The sequence below is a fragment of the Pseudomonas sp. LAMO17WK12:I10 genome, from assembly GCF_900215185.1.
In the GTDB taxonomy this organism is placed as follows: domain Bacteria; phylum Pseudomonadota; class Gammaproteobacteria; order Pseudomonadales; family Pseudomonadaceae; genus Aquipseudomonas; species Aquipseudomonas chlororaphis.
In genome coordinates this window covers 150,110-173,366 of sequence record NZ_OBDX01000009.1, presented here as the reverse complement: position 1 = coordinate 173,366, position 23,257 = coordinate 150,110, and the positions used below count along the sequence as shown (strand labels likewise).

The 23,257-nt window shown below is 65.1% G+C and carries 25 protein-coding genes and 1 pseudogene; 14 read left to right on the top strand and 12 right to left on the bottom strand.

Annotated features, from left to right (window positions below; translation table 11 throughout):
* The first annotated feature begins 110 nt into the window (after positions 1-110).
* The 8 genes from CRO75_RS12895 to CRO75_RS12860 all read left to right on the top strand — a co-directional run bounded on the left by CRO75_RS12895 (position 111) and on the right by CRO75_RS12860 (position 8,197).
* Entirely contained in the window at positions 111-1,169 is a 1,059-nt protein-coding gene (locus CRO75_RS12895) for a Gfo/Idh/MocA family oxidoreductase (protein WP_097135751.1), read from the top strand.
* Between the two features lie 142 nt (positions 1,170-1,311).
* Entirely contained in the window at positions 1,312-1,509 is a 198-nt protein-coding gene (locus CRO75_RS12890) for a hypothetical protein (RefSeq protein ID WP_097135750.1), read from the top strand.
* A gap of 54 nt (positions 1,510-1,563) precedes the next feature.
* On the top strand, positions 1,564-2,490 hold the full coding sequence (locus CRO75_RS12885) for a sugar ABC transporter substrate-binding protein (RefSeq protein ID WP_009043386.1): 927 nt from the start codon (positions 1,564-1,566) through the stop codon (positions 2,488-2,490).
* 85 nt (positions 2,491-2,575) lie between these two features.
* Positions 2,576-4,156 carry a sugar ABC transporter ATP-binding protein gene (locus CRO75_RS12880; protein WP_092418580.1) on the top strand — a complete coding sequence of 527 codons (1,581 nt, stop codon included), beginning with the start codon at positions 2,576-2,578 and terminating at the stop codon, positions 4,154-4,156.
* A 70-nt stretch (positions 4,157-4,226) separates the two neighbouring features.
* A complete protein-coding gene (locus tag CRO75_RS12875) occupies positions 4,227-5,249 on the top strand; it encodes an ABC transporter permease (RefSeq protein ID WP_007923642.1) in 1,023 nt (340 codons plus the stop codon).
* 350 nt (positions 5,250-5,599) lie between these two features.
* Positions 5,600-6,004, top strand: a complete 405-nt coding sequence (locus CRO75_RS12870; protein ID WP_023968960.1) for a TraR/DksA C4-type zinc finger protein — start codon at positions 5,600-5,602, stop codon at positions 6,002-6,004.
* 215 nt (positions 6,005-6,219) lie between these two features.
* Positions 6,220-7,845, top strand: a complete 1,626-nt coding sequence (locus CRO75_RS12865; RefSeq protein ID WP_097135748.1) for a methyl-accepting chemotaxis protein — start codon at positions 6,220-6,222, stop codon at positions 7,843-7,845.
* A gap of 133 nt (positions 7,846-7,978) precedes the next feature.
* Positions 7,979-8,197, top strand: coding sequence for a hypothetical protein (locus CRO75_RS12860; protein WP_009043389.1), 219 nt, complete (start codon positions 7,979-7,981; stop codon positions 8,195-8,197).
* On the opposite strand, the gene CRO75_RS12855 is transcribed toward CRO75_RS12860, so the two are convergent.
* The 3 genes from CRO75_RS12855 to CRO75_RS12845 form a co-directional block, all read right to left on the bottom strand.
* Positions 8,194-8,433, bottom strand: a complete 240-nt coding sequence (locus CRO75_RS12855; protein ID WP_097135746.1) for a DUF2789 domain-containing protein — start codon at positions 8,431-8,433, stop codon at positions 8,194-8,196. The two genes, CRO75_RS12860 and CRO75_RS12855, sit on opposite strands and share 4 nt — an antisense overlap.
* An 87-nt stretch (positions 8,434-8,520) precedes the next feature.
* Complete coding sequence (locus CRO75_RS12850) at positions 8,521-8,913, bottom strand: hypothetical protein (protein WP_175534807.1); 393 nt, start codon at positions 8,911-8,913, stop codon at positions 8,521-8,523.
* A 65-nt stretch (positions 8,914-8,978) separates the two neighbouring features.
* Positions 8,979-9,209 (bottom strand): hypothetical protein, encoded by a 231-nt coding sequence (locus CRO75_RS12845; protein ID WP_007923647.1) that lies wholly within the window; start codon positions 9,207-9,209, stop codon positions 8,979-8,981.
* Positions 9,210-9,754: 545 nt separating this feature from the next.
* On the opposite strand from CRO75_RS12845, the gene CRO75_RS12840 reads away from it, so the two are divergent.
* The 3 genes from CRO75_RS12840 to CRO75_RS12830 all read left to right on the top strand — a co-directional run bounded on the left by CRO75_RS12840 (position 9,755) and on the right by CRO75_RS12830 (position 11,550).
* On the top strand, positions 9,755-10,204 hold the full coding sequence (locus tag CRO75_RS12840) for a hypothetical protein (protein WP_007923648.1): 450 nt from the start codon (positions 9,755-9,757) through the stop codon (positions 10,202-10,204).
* Positions 10,201-10,398, top strand: coding sequence for a hypothetical protein (locus tag CRO75_RS12835; protein WP_007923649.1), 198 nt, complete (start codon positions 10,201-10,203; stop codon positions 10,396-10,398). Before CRO75_RS12840 ends, CRO75_RS12835 begins: the two co-directional genes overlap by 4 nt.
* Before the next feature lie 117 nt (positions 10,399-10,515).
* Positions 10,516-11,550 carry an ABC transporter substrate-binding protein gene (locus tag CRO75_RS12830; protein ID WP_097135744.1) on the top strand — a complete coding sequence of 345 codons (1,035 nt, stop codon included), beginning with the start codon at positions 10,516-10,518 and terminating at the stop codon, positions 11,548-11,550.
* A gap of 120 nt (positions 11,551-11,670) precedes the next feature.
* Here the strand turns inward: CRO75_RS12830 and CRO75_RS12825 are convergent, their stop codons facing one another.
* Complete coding sequence (locus CRO75_RS12825; RefSeq protein ID WP_097135742.1) at positions 11,671-13,806, bottom strand: TonB-dependent receptor; 2,136 nt, start codon at positions 13,804-13,806, stop codon at positions 11,671-11,673.
* A gap of 91 nt (positions 13,807-13,897) precedes the next feature.
* Positions 13,898-14,287 carry a DUF2946 domain-containing protein gene (locus CRO75_RS12820; RefSeq protein ID WP_097135740.1) on the bottom strand — a complete coding sequence of 130 codons (390 nt, stop codon included), beginning with the start codon at positions 14,285-14,287 and terminating at the stop codon, positions 13,898-13,900.
* A 98-nt stretch (positions 14,288-14,385) separates the two neighbouring features.
* On the opposite strand from CRO75_RS12820, the gene CRO75_RS12815 reads away from it, so the two are divergent.
* A complete protein-coding gene (locus tag CRO75_RS12815) occupies positions 14,386-14,823 on the top strand; it encodes a DUF3995 domain-containing protein (RefSeq protein ID WP_062825509.1) in 438 nt (145 codons plus the stop codon).
* 10 nt (positions 14,824-14,833) lie between these two features.
* Here the strand turns inward: CRO75_RS12815 and CRO75_RS12810 are convergent, their stop codons facing one another.
* From CRO75_RS12810 to CRO75_RS12785, 6 genes are read right to left on the bottom strand one after another with little or no spacing between them, the layout of a single operon-like run.
* The gene (locus CRO75_RS12810; RefSeq protein WP_007932797.1) at positions 14,834-15,202 is read right to left on the bottom strand and encodes a Na+/H+ antiporter subunit G; all 369 of its coding nucleotides are present in this window, start codon (positions 15,200-15,202) and stop codon (positions 14,834-14,836) included.
* Positions 15,199-15,477, bottom strand: coding sequence for a K+/H+ antiporter subunit F (locus CRO75_RS12805; protein WP_009043397.1), 279 nt, complete (start codon positions 15,475-15,477; stop codon positions 15,199-15,201). The genes CRO75_RS12810 and CRO75_RS12805 overlap by 4 nt, the downstream gene beginning before the upstream one ends.
* Complete coding sequence (locus CRO75_RS12800; protein ID WP_092418344.1) at positions 15,474-15,962, bottom strand: Na+/H+ antiporter subunit E; 489 nt, start codon at positions 15,960-15,962, stop codon at positions 15,474-15,476. The genes CRO75_RS12805 and CRO75_RS12800 overlap by 4 nt, the downstream gene beginning before the upstream one ends.
* A complete protein-coding gene (locus CRO75_RS12795; protein ID WP_092418343.1) occupies positions 15,959-17,644 on the bottom strand; it encodes a monovalent cation/H+ antiporter subunit D in 1,686 nt (561 codons plus the stop codon). Before CRO75_RS12795 ends, CRO75_RS12800 begins: the two co-directional genes overlap by 4 nt.
* Positions 17,641-17,985, bottom strand: coding sequence for a Na+/H+ antiporter subunit C (locus CRO75_RS12790; protein WP_003202835.1), 345 nt, complete (start codon positions 17,983-17,985; stop codon positions 17,641-17,643). Before CRO75_RS12790 ends, CRO75_RS12795 begins: the two co-directional genes overlap by 4 nt.
* Positions 17,985-20,888, bottom strand: coding sequence for a monovalent cation/H+ antiporter subunit A (locus CRO75_RS12785; protein ID WP_085531356.1), 2,904 nt, complete (start codon positions 20,886-20,888; stop codon positions 17,985-17,987). Before CRO75_RS12785 ends, CRO75_RS12790 begins: the two co-directional genes overlap by 1 nt.
* 245 nt (positions 20,889-21,133) lie before the next feature.
* Here CRO75_RS12785 and CRO75_RS12780 point away from each other — a divergent pair, with 245 nt between their 5' ends.
* Complete coding sequence (locus tag CRO75_RS12780; RefSeq protein WP_097135738.1) at positions 21,134-21,577, top strand: hypothetical protein; 444 nt, start codon at positions 21,134-21,136, stop codon at positions 21,575-21,577.
* 1 nt (position 21,578) lies between these two features.
* On the opposite strand, the pseudogene CRO75_RS12775 reads toward CRO75_RS12780, so the two are convergent.
* Positions 21,579-22,596, bottom strand: a pseudogene (locus CRO75_RS12775) (DMT family transporter).
* Positions 22,597-22,611: 15 nt separating this feature from the next.
* Between CRO75_RS12775 and CRO75_RS12770 the strand changes: the two are divergent.
* Positions 22,612-23,175: an XRE family transcriptional regulator gene (locus CRO75_RS12770; protein WP_009043403.1), complete on the top strand. Its 564-nt coding sequence runs from the start codon at positions 22,612-22,614 to the stop codon at positions 23,173-23,175.
* Positions 23,176-23,257 lie beyond the last annotated feature (82 nt).

Below are 23,257 nucleotides of genomic sequence, written 5' to 3'. Positions count from 1 at the left end.
GCGTGGTCGATCGCAGGCTGCGCCAGCGGCTACAGGGCTACAGGGCTACAGGGCTACAGGGCTACAGGGCTACACGGCTACATCGAGTTCTATATAAGGAGGGCTTTGCGATGCGCATTGGTTTGGTGGGGTACGGCCATGGTGGCCGACATTTTCACGCGCCGCTGATTGCCAGCCTGCCCGGCGCGACCTTCGTCGGCGTGGTCACCCTGTCGGCCGAGCGCCGACAACTGCTGGCGGCGGAGCACCCCGGGGTGCGGGCCTTCGACAGCATCGAGCAACTGGTCGCGGCCGGGATCGACGGGCTGGTGATTTCCACCCCGCTGGAGGGCCGTGCGGCGCTGGTGCTGGAAGCCATCGAGCGCGGTGTCCCGGTGGTCAGCGACAAACCCTTCGCCAGCGACCTCGAACAGGCCAAGGCGCTGATCGAGGCCGCGCAAACCCGCCGGGTGCCGCTGAGCGTGTACATGAACCGGCGCTGGGATTCGGACTTCCTCACCCTACGCAAGCTGATCGCCAGCGGTGCCCTGGGCAGCGTCAGCCGCTTCGAGTCGCGGGTCGAGCGCTATGTGCCGCAGGCCGTGGGCAATACCAGCGGCGGCGGGTTCCTGCGCGACCTGGGCAGCCATCTGGTGGACCAGGCCTTGCAGCTGTTCGGCCCGGTGACCCGGGTCTACGCCGAGTTGCAATACGCCCCCCAGGCGCCGACCTGCGACCACGGGTTTTTCCTCGCCCTGAGCCATGCCAACGGCGTGGTTTCACATTTATCCGGTAGTTGTCTGCAGAACTGCCAGGGGCCACGGTTCCGGGTCAGCGGTTCGGCCGGCAGTTATACGGTCGAGGGCCTGGACGGCCAGGAGCAGGCGCTGGTCGCCGGCCTGTCGCCGCAGACCGAGGGCGAGCGCTGGGGCGTCGAGGAACACCGGCGCTGGGGCTGGTTCGAGCAGGGCGAGGTCCGCGAGCGAGTGGCTTCCGAGCGGGGCGACTGGTTGCAGTTCTATAAACAGTGGCAGGCGGCGCTGCAAGGGCAGGGGCCGCTGCCGGTGACAGCGGCCGAGGCCCTGGCCACCACCCGCGTGCTGGACGCCGCGCGCCTGAGCTGGCGCCAGCGCCAAGTGGTGGAAATGGCCGATTTCCGGCTGCAGAATGAATTTGGAATAAAATTCTAAAATGAGTTGATATAGAAATTATTTTCCAATAAAGTCATTTCCAGGTTGCCGACTAGCAGGGTTTCGCCAGCGTCACGGGCCGATTTCAGATCCGCCTTGAACCGAGTGAAACCCGCCAACAAAAACAAAACAGGTACCGTCGATGAAAACCTTCAGTTCCGTTGTGCACCTGCTTCGCCGCGCATTGCCGCGCCGCCATCCATTGTCCAGTCGGACACCCCGCCAAACACCCCGGCATGCCTTTGTCGTCCAGTCCCTGGTCCGCCTGCTTTGCGTCGAACGCAAGGGCGCGCTGGTGTGCCGCATGCCCGGCGCGCCGATCGTGCGTCTGCCTCACTGAGTGGTTTCTGCGCCTTATCCATAAAACCTACAAGAATGTGGAGAAAGACCTTTCATGAAGACCAAGACCCGCTTCGCCACGCTTGCCCTGTCCCTGCTGCTGGGCAGCGGCACGGCGTTCGCCGACCTGAAGATCGGCGTGAGCATGTCGCAGTTCGACGACACCTGGCTGACCTACCTGCGTGAATCCATGGACCAGAAAGCCAAGTCGCTGCCGGACGGCGTCACGCTGCAGTTCGAGGACGCCCGGGCCGATGTGGTCAAGCAACTGAGCCAGGTGGAAAGCTTTATCAGCCAGAAGGTCGACGCCATCGTGGTCAACCCGGTGGACACCGCGGCGACCCGCAAGATCACCGAAGCGGCGGTCAAGGCCGGGATTCCGCTGGTCTACGTCAACCGTCGGCCGGACGACCTGAACCTGCCCAAGGGCGTGGTCACCGTGGCCTCCAACGACCTGGAAGCCGGGCAGATGCAGATGCAGTACCTGGCCGACAAGATGGGCGGCAAGGGCGAGGTGGTGATCCTGCTGGGCGACCTGGCGAACAACTCCACCACCAACCGCACCAAGGGCGTCAAGGAAGTGCTGGCCAAGTACCCGGGGATCAAGGTCGAGCAGGAACAGACCGGGATCTGGCTGCGGGACAAGGCCATGACCCTGGTCAACGACTGGCTGACCCAGGGCCGCCAGTTCGATGCGGTGGTGGCCAACAACGATGAAATGGCCATCGGCGCCGCCATGGCGCTGAAACAGGCCGGGGTGGAGAAGGGCAGTGTGCTGATCGCCGGGGTCGACGGCACGCCCGATGGCCTGCGCGCGGTGCAGAAGGGCGACCTGGCGGTCTCGGTGTTCCAGGATGCCAAGGGCCAGGCCGACGGCTCGATCGACACCGCGGTGAAGATGGCCAGGCACGAGCCGGTGGAGCAGGCGGTGTGGGTGCCGTATCGCCTGATCACCCCGGAAAACGTCGCCCAGTTCAAATAGGCCTGGTTCAAAAGAGCCCGCCCGTTCCACAACAACCATAAGCCGGCGGGGTGGCCCAGCTGCCCCGCGGATGGAGTACCTGATCATGTTCGCTTCAGCGACTGCTTCGAGCATCCCGACGGCGGCTGCGCAGCCCGCCGCTCAGTCTGCCCAGTCTGTGTCCGAGCAGCAGCCTTACCTGCTGGAAGTCATCAACGTCAGCAAGGGTTTCCCCGGGGTTGTCGCTCTGTCCGATGTGCAGCTGCGGGTGCGTCCCGGCACGGTGCTGGCGCTGATGGGGGAGAACGGCGCGGGCAAGTCGACCCTGATGAAAATCATCGCCGGGATCTACCAGCCGGACGCCGGCGAGCTGCGCCTCAAGGGCCAGCGGGTGAATTTCGAGACGCCGCTGGCGGCCTTGCAGGCGGGGATCGCGATGATCCACCAGGAACTCAACCTGATGCCGCACATGAGCATCGCCGAGAACATCTGGATCGGCCGCGAGCAGCTCAACGGCCTGCACATGGTCGATCACCGCGAGATGCACCGCTGTACCGCGCTGCTGCTGGAGCGCCTGCGCATCAACCTCGACCCCGAGGAACAGGTGGGCAACCTGAGCATCGCCGAGCGGCAGATGGTGGAGATCGCCAAGGCGGTGTCCTACGACTCCGACATCCTGATCATGGACGAACCGACTTCGGCCATTACCGAGAAAGAGGTGGCGCACCTGTTCTCGATCATCGCCGACCTCAAGGCCCAGGGTAAGGGCATCATCTATATCACCCACAAGATGAACGAAGTGTTCGCCATCGCCGATGAAGTGGCGGTGTTCCGCGACGGCGCCTACATCGGCCTGCAACGGGCCGACAGCATGGACGGCGACAGCCTGATCTCGATGATGGTCGGCCGCGAACTGAGCCAGCTGTTCCCGGTGCGCGAGAAGCCCATAGGCGAGCTGCTGATGTCGGTGCGCGACCTGCGCCTGGACGGGGTGTTCGAGGGCGTGTCCTTCGACCTGCACGCCGGGGAGATCCTTGGCATCGCCGGGCTGATGGGCTCGGGCCGCACCAACGTGGCCGAGACGATTTTCGGCATCACCCCCAGCGACGGTGGCGAGATCCGCCTCGACGGCCAGCCGGTGCGCATCAGCGATCCGCACATGGCGATAGAGAAGGGGTTTGCCCTGTTGACCGAGGACCGCAAGCTCAGCGGCCTGTTTCCCTGCCTGTCGGTCCTGGAAAACATGGAGATGGCGGTGCTGCCGCACTATGCCGGCAACGGTTTCATCCAGCAGAAGGCCCTGCGCGCCCTGTGCGAAGACATGTGCAAGAAGCTGCGGGTCAAGACCCCGTCCCTGGAGCAGTGCATCGACACCCTGTCCGGCGGCAACCAGCAGAAGGCCTTGCTCGCCCGTTGGCTGATGACCAACCCGCGGGTGCTGATCCTTGACGAGCCGACCCGCGGCATCGACGTCGGCGCCAAGGCCGAGATCTACCGGCTGATCGCCTACCTCGCCGGCGAAGGCATGGCGGTGATCATGATTTCTTCGGAGCTGCCGGAAGTACTGGGCATGAGCGACCGGGTGATGGTCATGCACGAGGGCGAGCTGATGGGCACCCTCGACCGCGGCGAAGCGACCCAGGAGAAGGTCATGCAACTGGCTTCCGGGATGTCCCTGGTCCACTAGCCGGTAAATGTATCAAGGCCATCGGCGAGGTGTGTTCGCCGCCGGCCATACAAGAAGAAGGTGAAGGCTTATGAACGCGATACTGGAAAACAAACCCGCGGCGGCGCCAGCCAGAACGCGCCGACGCCTGCCCACCGAGCTGAGCATCTTCCTGGTGCTGATCGGCATCGGCCTGGTGTTCGAACTGTTCGGCTGGATCGTGCGCGACCAGAGCTTCCTGATGAATTCCCAGCGCCTGGTGCTGATGATCCTGCAGGTGTCGATCATCGGCCTGCTGGCCATCGGCGTGACCCAGGTGATCATCACCACCGGCATCGACCTGTCGTCCGGCTCGGTGCTGGCGTTGTCGGCGATGATCGCCGCCAGCCTGGCGCAGACCTCGGACTTCACCCGCGCGGTGTTTCCGTCGCTGACCGACCTGCCGGTGTGGATTCCGGTGGTGGCCGGGCTGGGGGTAGGGCTGCTGGCGGGGGCGATCAACGGCAGCATCATTGCCATCACCGGCATCCCGCCCTTTATCGCCACCCTCGGCATGATGGTCTCGGCGCGTGGCCTGGCACGCTATTACACCGAAGGCCAGCCGATCAGCATGCTCTCGGATTCCTACACGGCCATCGGCCACGGCGCCATGCCGGTGATCATCTTCCTGGTGGTGGCGGTGATCTTCCATATCGCCCTGCGCTACACCAAGTACGGCAAGTACACCTATGCCATCGGCGGCAACATGCAGGCGGCTCGGACCTCGGGGATCAACGTCAAGCGCCACCTGGTGATCGTCTACAGCATCGCCGGGCTGCTGGCGGGGCTGGCCGGGGTGGTGGCTTCGGCGCGGGCGGCGACCGGGCAGGCGGGCATGGGCATGTCCTATGAACTGGACGCCATCGCCGCGGCGGTGATCGGGGGCACCAGCCTGGCCGGCGGCGTGGGGCGCATCACCGGCACCGTGATCGGCGCGCTGATCCTCGGGGTGATGGCCAGCGGGTTCACCTTCGTCGGCGTCGATGCCTATATCCAGGACATCATCAAGGGCCTGATCATCGTGGTGGCGGTGGTCATCGACCAGTACCGCAACAAGCGCAAGCTCAAGCGTTGATTCCTTCTCTATAGCGTCAGGCGCACCTTGCGCCACGGCAGCGGCAGGCCTTTTTTCGGGCCTGCCGCTGCCGTTTGTCTTCTAAAAGACCCCGGCCGATGGAATTTCTTGTTATAAACGCACTCCGATAACCGCCGCCAAAGCCAGCCCTGGCGGGCTTTCAGGGCTTATCAGACAAATCTGATGTCATTTCAGTTGCTGACGCCTCGAACCGGCCTTAGACTGCCGCCCCTCGTAAATTGAGTGCCGGGTGGCGCTTGGAATGTATGGCGCCTTTCCGATGCCCCGAAAGGGGGCGCGGAAAACAGCTTTAATTCGCCTTAATGCACGTATTTTTTATAGAGAAATCAATGACAAAGGAAAAGTTGCTGGCCATGCCGGCGGATGACTACATGAACGCCGAGCAGCTGGCTTTTTTCACTGAGCTGTTGCAGGCCATGAAGGTCGAAACCCACGAGCGCATCGAACAGAACCGAATCGCCATTGAGAGCCTGGACACCCCGGCCGACCCTGCCGACGCGGCCTCCGTAGAGGAAGAGCGGACCTGGCTGGTCAACGCTATCGACCGTGACCAGCGCATGCTGCCGCAGCTGGAGCAGGCCCTGGGCCGTATCAGCGACGACAGCTTCGGCTGGTGCGACGACAGCGGCGAGCCGATCGGCCTGAAACGCCTGCTGATCAGCCCGACCACCAAGTACTGTATCGAAGCTCAGGAACGTCACGAGCAGATCGACAAGCACCAGCGTCAGGCCTGATCGCCAAGACTTCTTTCCCTCGCGGGCAAGCCCCATCCCAAGGTCGTCGAGACGCCTGGGATCGGCGGCTTGCCCGCGAGTCGTTTGTGGGCGTCTTTAAAGCCCGCGCCTTTCTATTGATCTGCTGCAAAGCTGCGACTAATGGACCATGGATAATGGCTTTTTAGTGGCGTTCAATGCAGGCCAAATAATTAGAAAAGCGTGGGGTAATCCAGATGACGCAAGACGGATCTTCGCCGGCTGCCATGGCACAACCGCTGCCGACAGGCCAAAACACCCGGCGCTGGCAGGTTCCAGCCCTGCAAAGCGGCGCCTTGCTGCTAGAGCTGTACGTCCTGTCCCAGGGGCTGCTTGCTTTCTACCTCGCCGTGCCGCTGATGCTGCTGATCGTCTGGCTGCCGCTCTTGCGCAGGTCCAAGGCCGCAGCGCCGGCGAGCAGCGTCGATAACCGCGAGATCGCCGCGCTGACGCGCGACCTGTCCTGCAGCACCAGCCATAACGCGCTGTCGGCCGCCGGCGTGGCCTATTCGGTCCGGCAACTGGCCGGGCGGGTGCAGTCGCAACTGGACTCGGCGGCGCGCATCGTCAGCAGCGCCGAGGCGATGATCCACACCGAGCAACTGGCCGCGCAGCTCAGCCAGCAGGCCCTGAGCGCCGCCAGCGAAGCCCACCGCAGCAGCGCCGAAGGCAGCGCGGTGCTGGGCGAGTCGATCACCCGCATGCACCGTCTCAGCCAAAGCGCCAACGACAGCCGGCAACTGATCGAAGCCCTGAGCCAGCGCAGCGAAGACATCCAGCGGGTGGCGCTGGTGATCCAGTCGATCGCCAGCCAGACCAACCTGCTGGCGCTGAATGCCGCCATCGAGGCGGCGCGGGCCGGCGAGCATGGCCGCGGGTTCGCCGTGGTGGCCGATGAGGTGCGTGGCCTGGCCGGGCGCACGGCCACCGCCACCGACGAAGTCGGGGTGATGGTCGGCGATATCCAGCAGCGCACGGCCCAGGTGGTGGAGCAGATCCGCCAGCTGTCCAGCGACCTGAACACCGGGGTCGAGCAGGTCGAGTCCACCGGCCAGCACCTGCAGAACATCGCCCGGCTGGCGGCCGGAGTGGAAAGCCAGGTCGGCGAGATCGCCCGCGGCGCCGAGACCAACCGCCAGCAACTGGACAGCCTGTTCCATGCCGTGGAGCAGGTGCGCGGCGATCTGGCGGTGAGCGACCAGCAGACCCGCCGCCTGGCCGAGGCGGCGGCGCAGATGGAAGGGCAGGCGGAGATCATCAGCGAACGCCTGGCTGAGGTCGGCCTGGATGACTACCACCAGCGCATCTACGACCTGGCCCAGGAAGGCGCCCGGCGCATCGCCGAGCAGTTCGAGGCGGATCTTGCGGCCGACCGCATCAGCCTCGACGACCTGTTCGACCGCAGCTACCAGCCGATCGCCAATACCCAGCCGGTGAAATACCAGACCCGCTTCGACCGTTACGCCGATCAGGTGTTGCCGGCGATCCAGGAACCGTTGCTGGCGCGTCACGAAGGCCTGGTGTTCGCCATCGCCTGCACGCCCCAGGGCTACGTGCCGACCCACAACAAGGTGTTCTCGCAGCCGCTGACCGGCGACCCGCAGGTGGATACCCTGCACAACCGCACCAAGCGCAAGTTCGAGGACCGCACCGGCCTGCGTTGCGGCAGCCACCAGCAGCCGCTGTTGCTGCAAACCTACACCCGCGATACCGGCGAGCTGATGCACGATTTGTCGGTGCCGATCAGGGTCAAAGGCCGGCATTGGGGCGGCCTGCGCCTGGGCTACAAACCGGAGCAGGCCGCCGTGGCCGCGCGCGGTTGAGCCTGGACAAGGGCCGGTCATTGTTACCGGCCCTGCAACGAAGCTGTGCCAGAGATGGCTTTTTCCCAGCATTGGAACTCATTAGTATGAGCGACATTGTTAGCTAGCTAACTAGTTACCAGGAGAAGTCCTCATGCAAAGCAAAGTCGATGTCGCAGTGATGATTGGTAGCGGTGTACCGGCCACCTTTCGCGCGGTCGGGCTGAATGTGTGCTGGGTCGTGCTGGTCAATGGCGAGCGCCGCGGCGCGCCGTTCGCCAGCCGGGAAGAGGCCCTGGAGTGCCAGGCGTCCTGGCTGGCCCAGCTGGCGCGGGACAAGGCCGGACACCCAGTGTTCAGCCGTTCGGCCTAACGGCGCTGATGCAGGCGCAGGTTGAGCTCGTCGACCACCCGCGCCCAATCGGCGTCTTCGCGCAGTTCTTCCTTGAGAAAGGCCGCCTGCCGGGGCGTCCAGAAGTCGGCGTCGATCATCCGCACGTCCGCGGGCAGTGGTGAATGTCGCTCGATGAACGCGTCGATGGCGTTGGGGCTGGAGTCCAGGCCGAGTTGATCGAACAGCCCTTTGAGGTCGTGGGTCGGCGAGTCCATGTTGATCTCCTTGCTGAGGGATTATCCGGGCATTGTCTTGCATCTGAGGTGCCGGGCAACCAGGAGTTCGATTGGCTTGCCGGGGGCTCAGACCTCGCTGCCGATCACCGCGCTTTCGGCCTGGAACAGCGCCACCTGGGCCATCGACAAGGCGCTGCTGGCGGCCTGCGCCTGGGCCCGGGCGGCGGACAATGCCTGCATGTGCGCGTCGGTTGTGCGATGCCGGGCGGCGCTTTGCACCATTGCCAGGCGCTCGTTGGCCTTGCGCAGCCGTTGCTGCAATTGCTCGATCTGTTTGCGCAGCAGCTTGATGCGTTTCTTTTTCGCTTCGAGCACGCCGTCGGGCGCGGCATTGGTTGCCCGGGTGATCGCGGTGCGCAGGTCAAACGGATCGCTCGCCGGGCTTTCGCTGGCCGCCGCGCCGGGCAGGGCGAACTCGGCCAGGGACGGCAGGCGGGCAGGTGGGTTGAGGTCGATCATCATGGCGCTCTTTATCGGAAGGCTCGCCAATATGTCGGTCGGGCGCGGCAATCCTTTATTGCCGTTCAGAGGTTCAGGGCGCCCTGGTCGACGGCCTGCTTGAGGGCGCGGGCGGCGTCCTTGGCGGCGGCTTCGGCCAGTTCCGCGGTCTTGAACCAGCGGTCCTTTTCCACCTGGTGGCAGCGCACGGTGCGCAGCGGTGGCTTGGCGCGCATCACGATCACGGCCTGGAACTCGCCCTCGACATCCCGGGCCTCGCCATGGATGAAAAACTCGCCTATATCGAATTCCGTCACGTCCGACTTTCCCCTGGAAATTATGTTGGTGAAGCCTGGCCGGTGGCCGGCTTCAAGGTCGCGGCAGTATGGCAGTTGTTGCCGGTCGATGGCTGAGTTAAGTCACGCAAGTGGCTGACCGGCAGGGTGAAAGAGGTTTTTTCAGCGATTTGCTAACGCATGGGTTGCTCTGAATACATAAAGTTGCTCTAGAATTGCCCCGGCAGTCAGAGATTGATGTTTACCTGCAGCACTCCCGTCCCATTAAGGGTTACGAAAGGATCGTGAGGTTTTCCGATCGACAGTGAGTGCGCAGCTTTCTCGGCGAGCTGGAATCACTTCTTCTGCGCTTGATGCGGGCCAAACGGTCCGGTAGTCCTTCCGGTCTTACTGGGGAGGGGCGCTCCGGTGTTTGCGCCTACGCGTTGGCGGGTGGTGCTTTTTCGGATTGTTTTCATGTGGAGTCACGGCGCCGGTTCGGCCGCCTTTTTCTGCTGTCCGTCGTTTACGCGGGCAGAGTCATTTTCAGTTTCGGGGATCTTTCCTTGGCAGTCAGTAATCTTGATATGCACGCGTTGTTCGTCCTGGGCGACTTGCGCGCAAAGTTGGTCAAACAGTTCCAGTCGCGTTTCGTCTACATCACCGAACAGACGCCGGAAGGCATTTACGTCGCCGAAATCGATACCGAGACGGCGCTGGTCGTGGACGACAAGCCGCGCCTGGAACTCAAGGTCGGCGACCATTTCCGCGCCGCGGTCCTGCCCAGCCGTGAGGGCGGCAAGTTCGAAATCCGGTTTCGCGAGATCAAGCTGGCCGTCTACGGCCTGGGCGAGTACGCCTTTGTCAGCACCGCCGACGGCCACGCCATCCTGTTCAAGGAAGGCCACAGCGTGGTGACGGTATTCGCCGCCAACCAGCAGTTGCAGGAAGGCCTGACCAAGACCCTGAAAGCCGTGACCGGCAAGGCCGCCAAATGGCGCAAGGGTGAACTGGTGAGCTTCAAGGCCAGCGAGTGAGCCGCGCCGAATTCCACCAGCAGCATCTTGCGCGCGCCCGCGCCGAGGCCCAGCGCCTGTTCGAACGCAAGGCCGTGCTGCAAGGCGCCTGGCTGGCCTGGGTGGCCTCGCAGCTGTATGTCCTGCAGCCGGCGGCATACGCCAGCATGGTGCGCCGCGAGTTGCAGCGCCTGCAGGAGCAGGGCGAAAACTGAAGTCCCCTCGAAAGCAGGAACCTCTACTACAGTCAGATGACTCAATTAGTCAGAGGCTTGCGGTCCCCGATCGCAAGACCATCCTGCAACGCTGTGAACAGCCAAAGGGGCACAGGCATGAAAGGACTGCGGACACTGCTGGGCGGCGCGCTGCTTGGCTTGGGTATTTTGCTGGCGCCCGCCGGCGCTTCGGCGGCACCGTCGGTACAGCCGGCACAGGCGCCGATCCACTTCGCCGACCTGAACTGGGAAAGCGGCAGCCTGATCACCGATATCCTGCGCACCATCGTCGAGAAGGGTTACGGCCTGCCGACCGACACCTTGCCGGGCACCACCATCACCTTGGAAACCGCGCTGGCCAATAACGATATCCAGGTCATCGGCGAAGAGTGGGCCGGACGCAGCCCGGTGTGGGTCAAGGCCGAGGCCGAGGGCAAGGTGGCGGCCCTGGGCGACACCGTGAAGGGCGCGACCGAAGGCTGGTGGGTGCCGGAATACGTGGTCAAGGGCGACCCGGCCAAGGGCATCAAGCCGCTGGCGCCGGGCCTGCGCAGCGTCACGGACCTCAAACGCTACAAGGACGTGTTCAAGGACCCGGAAAGCCCGGGCAAGGGGCGTTTTCTCAACAGCCCCATCGGCTGGACCTCGGAAGTGGTGAACAAGCAGAAGCTCAAGGCCTATGGCCTGACCGACAGCTATGTGAATTTCCGCAGCGGTTCCGGCGCGGCGCTGGACGCCGAGATCACTTCATCGATCCGTCGCGGCCAGCCGGTCCTGTTCTACTACTGGTCGCCGACCCCGCTGCTCGGCCGCTTCAAGCTGATCCAGCTGGAAGAGCCGCCGTTCGATGCCGAGGCCTGGAAAACCCTGACCGACGCCGAGCACACCAATCCACGCCCCACGCGCTCGCTGGCCTCGAAGCTGTCGATTGGCGTGTCCACGCCGTTCCAGAAGCAGTACCCGCAGATCGCCGAGTTCTTTAGCAAGGTCGATTTGCCGATCGAAGCGCTGAACAAGGCCCTGGCCGAGATGAGCGAGAAGCACACGCCGCCCCGGGAGGCGGCGCGGGCATTCCTCAAGGCGCATCCGGACGTGTGGCGGGCTTGGTTGCCCGGGGATGTGGCGGACAAGGTCAGCGCCAGTCTCGACTGAAGACGCTGTGGCGAGGCTGAGATCGCTATCGCGGGCAAGCCTCGCTCCTACAAGGGATGTGTCGTTCATACGGCCGTTGTAGGAGCGAGCGGGCGGCGATCCGTCTTGCTCGCGATGCCTTTAGAAGCGGCTTTGCACTGCCAGCTCGAAGGTCCGCGGCGTACCCAGGTAGTAAGCCGGCGACACATGGGCGAACTCGGCGTAGACCTCGTTGGTCAGGTTGCGTACCCGCCCGGTGATCGAGGTGTGGCTGTCGAGCTTATAGGTCAGGAAGGTGCCGTACAGGGTGTAGGAGGGCACGGTCAGGGTGTTGGCCGTGTCGGCGTACACCGAGGCCACATAACGCGCATCCACCCCGGTCTGCCACTGCGGCGCCAGGTCATAGGTCAGCCACAGATTGCCGACCCGGTCCGGCACGTTGGTCGGGGTATTGCCCTTGCGGGACACCACCACGCCCGCGGCGTTCTTCTCGGTGAACGCGTCGTACTGCGCATCGACCCAGGCGAAGTTGCCCTCGAGCAGCAGCTTCGGGGTGACCCGCAGCGAGCTGGCCACCTCGATGCCCCTGGAGGTCTGCTGGCCCACCGGGATGCTCAGGGTCGGGTCCAGCGGGTCGGTCACCGCAAAGTCCTTGCGCTCGATGCGGTAGGCCGCCAGGGTCGCCGAGCCGCGGCCGTCCAGGTAATCGAACTTGCTGCCCACTTCCCATTGCTTGCCCGTGGAGACATCGAAGTCCTGGGTGGCGCTGTTGGGCTGTTCGGCGGCAGTGCTGTATTGCACATAGACGTTGGCGCTCGGGAGGAACTGGTAGGTCAGGCCGACCCGGCCGGTGACCGGCTCCCAGCTGCGCTTGAGGTGCCGCGGGTTGCTCGCCGTCACCTGGCGGTGGTTGGTCACGTCCAGGTCGATGTGGTCGTAGCGCAGGCCGCTGAGCAGGGTCAGCCGGTCGGTCAGGGCCAGGCGATTCTCGACGAACAGCGCCTGGGTGGTGACCTCGTTGGTCTTGTCGGCGACAAAGCCCTGGCGGGTGCCCGGCAGGTCGTAGAAATGCCCCGGCTGGTAGTTGTTCGGGTCGACGCTGTTGGCCGCCTTGACGTTCAGTGGCGAGTGGGTGGTGCGGTTGACCTTGTACTCGAAGCCGCCGGACCAGGTGGTGTCGAGGCCGAAGATCGAGCTGTCGTGGCGCAGTTCGAACTGGTTGCCGTCCTGCTCGCCCTGGTGCCGCACCTGATAGGCCGTGGAGCGGTTCACCGCGCTGTTGTCGGCGTTGTACTGGTAGGTTTCCAGGTTGCGGTAATCGCGCTGGCTGTCCAGGTGATAGAGGGTGTTGCGCAGGCGGGTGCTGTCGTTGATCCGGTAGTCGACGATCGAGCGCACCCAGATCGTGCGCTGCTCGTAGCGGCCGTCCTCGACGTTGTAGTTGTTGAAGCGATTGTGCTTGTCGATCTTCAACTCGCCGGCCTTGGGGTTGAGCACCGGGGTGCCCCAGTACGGGCTGTCCTCGTGTTCGTCCTGGTACTCCACGGCCAGGGTGTGGGACAGGTTCGGCGTCAGGTCGCTGAGCAGGGAAAACGCCAGGCTCCAGGCATCCCGCTCCTGGCGGTCGATGTAGCCGTTGCTGGTGTTGTGGCTGACGTCGAGGCGGGCATAGTGCTGCATCTCGTCGCTGGCCTCACTGAGGGCGTGGTTGAGGCCGAAGGCGGTTTGCGTGGTGTCGTAGCTGCCGTAGCTGACCCGGCCCTCGATGGCCCGCTCCTGGCGGTCGGCCAGCTTGGTCACGTAGTTCAGCGAACCACCCACGGAGCCGGCGCCGTTGACCAGCGAAGAGGGGCCGCCGAGCAGTTCGACCCGGTCATAGATCCAGGCGTCCACCGGTCGCGCCAGACCGCTGGACACGTTGATGCCGTTGAACATCTGGGTGATCTGGCTATTGCTGAAACCACGGTACGAGACAAAACCGCCGAACCCCGGTGGGGCGCTGGCATTGACCCCGGGCAGGGTGTTGGCGGCGTCCTGGAAGTTCTGCGCGCCGCGCCGCTCGATATCGTTGCGGTTGGCCACGGCCACCGAGGCCGGGGTTTCGCGGACGCTCAGGCCCAGGCGCGAGGCCATGCCGCTGGACTGGTCGAGGGCCAGGCCGGGTTCGGCGGGTTGCTCGCCGTCGATGGTGATCGGCGCCAGGTCGACGCTGGATTGCGCCCAGGCGCTGACGGACAGGCAGCCGCACAGGCTGGCCAGCAGGGGAATGTGTTTCATCGGTAGATCCTGAATGCTTGGCTAGGAAGCAGCCCACGAACAAACACCGTGGGTTAAGGCACGGGGCGGGCTGGTGACAAGGACGAAAGACTCAGGCGAAGGCGGGCGGCGCGCGCGGGTGGGCCGCGGGCCAGGTGAAGCGGGTGGGGACGTCGGCGGTGGCGCGCGGCGCCAGCGGTGGGCTGTGGTGCTGCGGCAGGATCGCCAAGGTCAGGCTGGAGTTGAACGCCGGGCCCATGCCGCCGGTGGAGCACAGTGGGCAACCGAAGGCCTTGGACAGGGTCGGCAGCGATTCATCGACAGGAGTGGAGGAGGCCGGCGCCTGGGTGCGCGGGTCCACCGTACAGAACTGGCCGCCGATCCCGTTGAGCTGCTGGCCGACCATTTGCCCGTGGCCGATGCTGCAGGCGAACACGTTGAACAGGACGCAGCAATAGAGCATCCAGGCAACGAGCGAGCGATCGGTTCGGGCTAATTTCATGGGGCGGCACTTTACCATCGCAGGCGACGAACGTACTTACAAAAACGTGCGGGTGGGTCCATTCTTCAGCGACATTTTTTTGCCATGGACGTTTGCACATGAATGTTTTGATCGCGCAAGGGATGGCGGGAGCCTTCCTGCTGATCAGCCTGATCCACCTGTACTGGGCCGCCGGCGGCAAGCGTGGCAGCGACGCGGCGATTCCCCAGGTGCCGGGCAGGAGGCCGGGCGAGCTGGAGCCGGCGTTCAAGCCCTCGGGGTTCGCCACCTTGCTGGTGGCGGTGGGCCTGCTGCTGATCGCGATGCTGGTGTGCCTGCGGGTGGGCCTGTACCTGCCGACGGTGAGCCACCCGGCGCTGCAATGGGTGATCAGCGCGATGGCCTTGCTGATGTTCGCCCGGGCCATCGGCGACTCGAACCTGGTGGGGTTCTTCAAGGAGGTCAGCGGGTCCCGGTTCGCCCGGCTGGACACCCTGTTCTATTCGCCGCTGTGCGTGGTCCTGGGGGCGGGGCTGCTGGTGGTGGCCTGGAATTGAGTGGCTGAACTCAGCTGCCGCTTTCGCTGCGCCGGCTGCTGACCTCCGCCGGTACGTCGTCGCCGGCCATGCGCTTGCGGAACAGCGCCGCCCGCGCCAGCAGCAGGGTGGTCACCGGCACGGTGATCGACAGCAGGATCGGGATCAGCCAGGCGTGCAGCACCGGCCCCGACTTCATCCCCGAGAAATACAGGATCGACGCCAGGGCCACGCACCAGGCGCCCAGGGTCGAGGCCAGGGCCGGCGGGTGCATGCGCTGGAAGTAATCCTTCATGCGCAGCATGCCCAGGGCGCCGATCAGCGCGAAGCTGCTGCTGAGCACCAGCAGGATCGCCACCGGTATCTCGATCCACCACGACAGTTCACTGACGGCATTCATTCGATCACCTCGCCACGCAGGAGGAATTTGGCCAGGGCGAAGGAGCCGACGAAGCCGAACAGGGCGATCAGCAGCGCCGCCTCGAAGTAGGTGTCGCTGGCGTAGCGGATGCCCAGCACCAGCATCATCAGCATCGCCAGGATGTACAGGTAGTCCAGGGCCAGGACCCGGTCCTGGGCCGAGGGGCCCTTGAACAGCCGGACCAGGGTCAGGACCATGGCCACGGAAAACAGGAACAGGCTGAACAGGATCGCATTCGCGAGCAGGGCGCTCATTCGAAGATCTCCATCAACGGACGCTCGTAGGTCGTCTTGAAGTGGTGGATGAAAGCCGCTTCGTCGTCCAGGTCGAACACATGCAGCAGCAGGATGCTGCGGTCCAGGGACAGCTCGGACCACACCGTGCCCGGCACCACCGTGGTGATGGTCGAGAGCGCGGCCAGGCCGTTGGCGTCGCGCAGCTCCAGGGGGATCTTGACGAAGCGCGAGCGCGGCGGGCGGCGCCTGGCGTTGAGTACGCCCCAGGCCACGGCCAGGTTCGACAGCAGCACATCGCGGCCGACCACCAGGAGCAGGCGCAGGATGGTCGCGGGGCGGCGGATGCGGATCGGCAGCGGGCGCAACGGCCGCATCATCAGGGGCGCGCAGAACCCCAGCAGCGCGCCGAGCAGCAGGTTGCCGGGGCTGACGGACAGGTTCAGCACCAGCCACAGCAGCCACAGCGCCAGCGACAACCAGGGAGCGGGGAACAGGCGCTTCATGGCTGCACCTCCTGCAACGCCGCCTGGGCCTCGGGGCTGGGGACCGCCCGGGTGCCGAGCACGGCCATCACATACTGCTGCGGATCGTTGAGGCTGTCAGCGGCGGCCTGGGTAAAGCGCAGCAGCGGCTCGGCCTTGACGGTCAGCAGCATGCACAACCCAAGCAGGGCGATGATCGGCACGCACTCGAAGCGCCGCAGCAGCGGCGACGGCCGTTCTTCCGGGGTCCAGAAGCGCTGGATGCCCAGGCGCGAAAAGGCGATCAGCGACGCCAGGCCGGAAAGGATCAACAAGGCCAGCAGGCCCCAGGCGGCGCCGGACAACGGCGCATCCGTGGCCTGGCCCAGCCCGGCAGGGTTGAGCAGGGCGCCGATCAGGCTCAGCTTGCCGATGAAACCCGACAGTGGCGGCATGCCGATGATCAGCAGCGCGCAGGCGATGAAGCTCAGGCCGAGGAAGGCCATGGTCCAGGGAATCACCTGGCCGACCACGGCTTTCTGTTCGTCGTCGAGGTTGGTGCCCGGAGGGGGTTGCAGCGACTCCTGGGGCCGGGGCAGGGTTTCGACTTCATCCTCGAGGGGGATCTCGTTGGCCGAACGCGAACGCTCGATCAGCTCGGCCAGCAAGAACAGCGCGCTCAGGGCCAGGGTCGAGCTGACCAGGTAGAACAGCGCGCCGGCAATCAGCCTGGGCTGGGCGAAGCCGATCGCCGCCAGGAGGATCCCGGCCGAGACCAGGATACTCAGGCTGGCCATGCGTTCCAGGCGTTGCGCGGCGAGGATCGCCAGGGCCGCGCCGACGATGGTCGCCATGCCGCCGTAGATCAGCCAGTCGCCGCCGAAGTAGGCCGAGGCCCCGGCCTGGCCGGAGAACAGCAGGGTCCACAGGCGCAGCAGGGTGTAGACGCCGACCTTGGTCATGATCGCGAACATCGCCGCCACCGGCGCGCTGGCCGCGGAGTAGGCCGGCACCAGCCAGAAGTTCAGCGGCCAGATGCCGGCCTTGGCCAGGAACGCGGTGGCGAGGATCGCCGCGCCGGCGTGCAGCAGGCCACGGTCGGCTTCCGGCACCAGCGGGATCTTCAGCGCCAGGTCGGCCATGTTCAGGGTGCCGGTGACGCCGTAGATCAGCGCCGCGCCGATCAGGAACAGCGACGAGGCCAACAGGTTGATCGCCACGTAGTGCAGGCCGGCGGACACCCGCGCCCGCCCCGAGCCGTGCAGCATCAGGCCGTAGGAGGCGGCCAGCAGCACTTCGAAGAACACGAACAGGTTGAACAGGTCGGCGGTCAGGAAGGCACCGTACAGGCCCATCAGCTGGATCTGGAACAGCGCGTGGAAGCTGGCCCCGGCGCGGTCCCAGCGAGCCATGGCGAACAGCAGGGCGCTGACGCCGATGATCCCGGTGAGCACCAGCATCAGCGCCGACAGGCGATCGACCACCAGCACGATGCCGAACGGCACCTGCCAGTTGCCCGGCAGGTACACGCCGACGGAGCCGGGCACGCCGGTCTGCTGGGTCCAGCACAGCAACAGCACGGAAATGCCCAGGCCGAGCATGCTGGAGAACAGGTTGATCCTGGCTTTGAGCGGGCGATGTTTCTCGCCGAGCATCAGCATCACCGCGGCGGTCAGCAGCGGCAGCAGGATAGGCGCGACGATCAGGTGCGGCATCAGGTTCATTCCTTGGGCTCCCGGCCATCCACATGGTCGGTGCCGGTCAGGCCCCTGGACGCCAGCAGCACCACCAGGAACAGCGCGGTCATGGCGAAGCTGATGACGATCGCCGTGAGCACCAGCGCCTGGGGCAGCGGGTCGGTGTAGTGCAGCAGGTCCTGGGGCACGCCGTCCTTGATGATCGGCTCCTTGCCGATGAACAGGCTGCCCATGCTGAAGATGAACAGGTTGACCCCATAGGACAGCAGGCACAGGCCCATCACCACCTGGAAGGTCCGTGGCCGCAGCACCAGCCAGACGCCGGAGGCCGCCAGCACACCAATGGCGATTGCAATGACTTCTTCCATCAGGCGGCTCCTGGCTTGGCTTGGGGTTTGACTTGGGCACGCACCGACTGGTGCGCCAGCGCGGTGAGGATCAGCAGGGTCGAGCCGACCACCACGGCATACACGCCGATGTCGAAGAACAGCGCGCTGGCGATATGGATATCGCCCAGCAGCGGCAGGTCCAGGTGCAGGGTATGGGTGGTCAGGAACGGGTAGCCGAACGCCAGGGCGCCGAGCCCGGTCAGGGTAGCGAACAGCAGGCCGGTGCCCATCCAGCGCAACGGCCGCAGGCTCATCTGGGCCTCGACCCACTGGGTGCCGGCGACCATGTATTGCAGGATGAACGCCACCGACATCACCAGGCCGGCGACGAAACCGCCGCCCGGCAGGTTGTGGCCGCGCATGAACAGGTAGAACGACACCACCAGGGCGATCGGCAGCAGCAGGCGCACCAGCACCGCCGGCACCATCATGAAGCCCAGGGCGGTGTCGCTGGCGTGGCGCGGGTTAACCAGGTCGGTGACCACGTCGGGCGCCAGCAGGCGCTGCTGGGCCGGCAGCTGCATGCTTTCCTTCGGCGGGCGGAAGCGTCGCAGCAGGGCGAACACGGTCAGGGCCACGGCCACCAGCACGGTGATCTCGCCCAGGGTGTCGAAGCCGCGGAAGTCCACCAGCATCACATTCACCACATTGCTGCCGCCGCCTTCCGGCAGGGCGCGGCTGAGGTAGAACGAGGAAATGTCGTTGGGGGTCTGGCGGGTCAGCATGGCGTAGGACAGCACGGCCATGCCCAGGCCGACGGCGATCGACAGCAGCAGGTCGCGCAGGCGGCGGGCACGGGCCTTGGGCAGGCTGCTGGGCAGCGGCGAAACATCCTCGATCCGCCGGGGCAGCCAGCGCAGGCCGAGCAGGATCAGCACCGTGGTCACCACTTCCACCACCAGCTGGGTCAGGGCCAGGTCCGGCGCGGAGAACCAGACGAAGGTCACGCAGGTCATCAGCCCGCAGACGCTGACCATGGTCAGGGCCGCCAGACGGTGGTACTTGGCTTGCCAGGCGGCGCCGAGGGCGCAGGCGATGGCCAGCAGCCAGAGGGTGACGAAGACGATGGAGCCCGGGATCTTCGGTCGGTCGCCCCAGCTCAGGCTGCTGTAGAGCATCGGGATCAGGCCGGCCAGCACCGCCACCAGCACCAGCAGGAACAGCTGGGTCTGCAGGCGCTGGGTGCTGATCCGCCGTTCCAGGCGCCGGGCCAGGCGCATCATGCTCACCAGGCTGCGCTCGAACAGGCGCTTGCCGTTGAAGCGGCCGATCAGCGGCGGATAGGCAAAATCACCGCGCACCAGCGGGGCACGCAACAGCAGGTAGAGCACGATGCCGCCGGACATGGCGATCAGGCTCATGATCATCGGCGCATTCAGGCCGTGCCAGATCGCCAGGCTGTACTCCGGCAGCGTGCCGCCAACCACCGGCTGGGCGGCCGCGGCCAGCAGCGGGCCGACCATCTGCGCCGGGAAGATCCCCACCAGCAGGCAGGTGAACACCAGCAGTTCCACCGGCGCGCGCATCCAGCGTGGCGGCTCGTGGGGCGTGTGCGGCAGGTCTTCGGCCGGCTTGCCGAAGAACACATCCACGGTGAAGCGCAGGGAGTAGGCGACGCTGAAGGTCCCGGCGATGGTGGCGATCACCGGCAGGGCGGCCTCGACCCAGGCGGTGGAATTGATGAACACCGTCTCGGCGAAGAACATCTCTTTCGACAGGAAACCGTTGAGCAGCGGTACGCCGGCCATGGAGGCGCTGGCGACCATGGCCAGGGTCGCGGTGAACGGCATCAGCTTGATCAGGCCGTTGAGCTTGCGGATGTCGCGGGTGCCGCTTTCGTGGTCGATGATGCCGGCGGCCATGAACAGCGAGGCCTTGAAGGTGGCGTGGTTGAGGATGTGGAACACCGCGGCCACCGCGGCCAGCGGGCTGTTCAGGCCCAGCAGCAGGGTGATCAGGCCCAGGTGGCTGATGGTCGAGTAGGCCAGCAGGCCCTTGAGGTCGTTCTGGAACATCGCGCAGTAGGCGCCCAGCACCAGGGTCGCGGCCCCGGCGCCGCCGACGATCCAGAACCATTCTTCGCTGCCGGACAGCGACGGCCAGAGGCGAGCGAGGAGGAACACCCCGGCCTTGACCATGGTCGCCGAGTGCAGGTAGGCCGAGACCGGTGTCGGCGCGGCCATGGCGTGGGGCAGCCAGAAGTGGAAGGGGAATTGCGCGCTTTTGCTGAGGGCGCCGATCAGGATCAGCGGCAGGAGAATGGGGTAGAGGGCATGGGCTCGGATGAGATCTCCGGCAGCCAGGACCTGGTCCAGGTCGTAGCTGCCGACCACATGGCCGAGCAGCATGACCCCCGCCAGCAGGCACAAGCCCCCTGCGCCGGTGACCATCAGCGCCATGTAGGCGCCGCGCCGGGCATCGGAGCGGTGGTGCCAGTAGCCGATCAGCAGGAAGGAGAACAGGCTGGTCAGTTCCCAGAAGAACACGATCTGGATCAGGTTGCCGGAAATCACCAGGCCGAGCATGGCGCCCATGAAGGCCAGGAAAAACGCGAAGAAGCGCGGCACCGGGTCTTCCGGCGACATGTAGTAGCGTGCGTACAGCGACACCAGGGTACCGATGGCCAGCACCAGCATGGAGAACAGCCAGGCGAAGCCGTCCATGCGCAGGACGAAGTTCAGGCCGAGGCTAGGCAGCCAGTTGAATTCTTCACGGATCACGCCGCCATGGGCGATCTGCGGGTACATCGAGGCCACCGCCACGCTACCGGCCAAGGCGACCAGGCCTGCCAGCAGGGACTCGGTGTTACGCGCGTTGTGCGGCAGCAAGGCCGCCAGACAGCTGCCGATAAAAGGCAGAAGCAGTAGAACTATCAGGGACATAGGCTTCTAATCTGCGGGAAATTGTGATGCATCATACGTGCCGACTCTGTGATCACCAACCTTGAAGCTGTGGCAGGATCCTACAAAACCCCTTCGAACGGCGTTCAAGGCCGGGGACAAAAAGCCGGCTAGTGCGAAAATCATGGCAGTTTGCCCCGGGTGAATGACAACAAAGCGCTGCGCGCGGTGTTATGGTCGCGCCCCTCGGCAACGGACCCGCTTGAAAGGAAGCAGACAGGCCCTTTATGACCCTCGGAACCTTTATCCGCAAAACCCTCGCCAGTCTGCTGCTGATGGCCCTCGGCGGCTGGATCGTCTGGCTGTGGCTGACCCTGGCCGGACCCACTGCCGGCATGAGCCGCTTCAAGACCCTGGAACCCTTGTCGATCGAGGGGCAAGCGGCGGCGGCCTTGCCCGCCGGCACCGTGCTCTATTACGACACCGGCTTTGCCGAGGGCCATGGCCGTTACCTGGCGTACTTCTATCACAAGGGCGTCATCGCCCAGGAAGCCTTGCCCAAGGCCTTCTGGCCGGGGCAGGAGCAGATCAGCCCCTTGTGGTTGTGGAATATCGATCCCGAGCAGGTCGCGGATAAAACCATGACACGAGAAGACATTGTCGCCGCCGTACAGGCCGGCCAGCTCTCCCGGCAGGAACTGGCGGCCATCCTCCAATCGTTGCCGCGCTAGCTCAGCGTTGCGAGTCCGCGGTCTCATCCAGCCGATCCGCCTCGATCACCTCGCCACCTTTACCCTTGGTCTTCAACTCGCTGACGATCACCGCCGCGACGATCAGCGCGCCGCCCAGCAGGGCCAGGGCCGGCAGGCGTTCGCCGGCGATGCGCCCGACCAGCCCGGCCCACACCGGTTCGCCGGCGTAGATCAGGGTGGCGCGGGTCGGCGAGACGCTTTTCTGCGCCCAGTTCATCGCCACCTGGATCGCCGCGCTGGCGGCGCCCAGGCCCAGGGCGCTGGCCAGCAGCAGCCAGGAAAAGTCCGGGATGGCTTCCTGGGTCGGCACCACCATCAGGAACGACAGCACCGAGGTGGCAGCCAGTTGTACTACGGTGACCCGGCGCACATCGACCTGGCCGGCATAGGTGCTGATCAGGATGATTTCCGCGGCGATGGCCACGGTGCTGATCAGGGTGGCGATTTCTCCCGGGCTGAAGTCCAGCGCGGCGCCGCTGGGCCCGGAGAGCAGCATCAGGCCGGTGAAGGCCAGCATGATGCCGATGCTCGGCATCAGCCCCGGGCGCTTGCCCATGAACAGCCATTGCAGCAGCGGCACGAAGGGCACGTACAGCGCGGTGATAAAGGCCGACTGGCTGCTGGGAATGCTTTGCAGGCCCACGGTCTGCAGGCCGTAGCCGAGCATGATGGCGGTGCCGATGAAGACCCCGGCCTTGAGTTCGAACAGGGTCAGCCCGCGCAGGCTACGCAGGGAGAACAGCCCGACGATGCAGGCCGCCGCGGCGAACCGCAGGCCGACGAAGAACATCGGGCCGCTGACGGTCATGGCGTGCTGCACCGTGAGAAAGGTGCCGCCCCAGACCATGGTGATCAGCACCAGCACGCACTCGGCTTTGCTCAGTTTGAGGAAGAAGGAAGAAGATTTGCTGGAGTTCACCGACGTCATGCCCTTGCGTGCTACCCGGGGCGGCCGCACAATGCGCCGCGAAGTTGGGCAGTATACTGCGCAAATCCATACAGTGAGCAATATAGTGCACAAAGATCCTGGGCAGCGCGCTTCCGTGCTGCAGCATGTCAGTCACAACGTCCGGCGCCTGCGCCACGCCGCCGAGCTGAGCCAGAGCGCCCTGGCGGAAAAGTCCGGGGTCAGCCGGCGCATGCTGGTGGCCATCGAGGCCGGTGAGAAGAATGTCAGCCTCAGCACCCTGGACCGGGTGGCCGAAGCCCTGGACGTGGCCTTCAGCGACCTGATCCAGGCCCCCGATGCCCGCGACCCGAGCCGGATCAACGAGCTGGCCTGGGCCGGGCTGATTCCCGGGAGCAAGGCGGTGCTGCTGGCCAAGGCCAACGCCTGCCGCGAAGTGGAGCTGTGGGAGTGGCGCCTGGAGCCGGGCGAGCAATACCTGTCGGAACCGGACGCCGAAGGCTGGAGCGAGCAGTTGTATGTCTTCGAGGGTTGCCTGACCCTGGTCCTGGGCGAGCAGGAGCGGCGCCTGGACAGCGGCGAGTTCTTCATGTTCGCCAGCAACCTGCCGCATGCCTATCGCAACGATGGGGCGGTGGCGGTGCGTTTCGTGCGCAACGTGGTGATCTGAGCACTGTTGCCTGGGCAACAGTGCTTGAACATTTTGCCTGTTTTCAATTGATGCTGTTTCTTATAAATATCAATCAACTTAC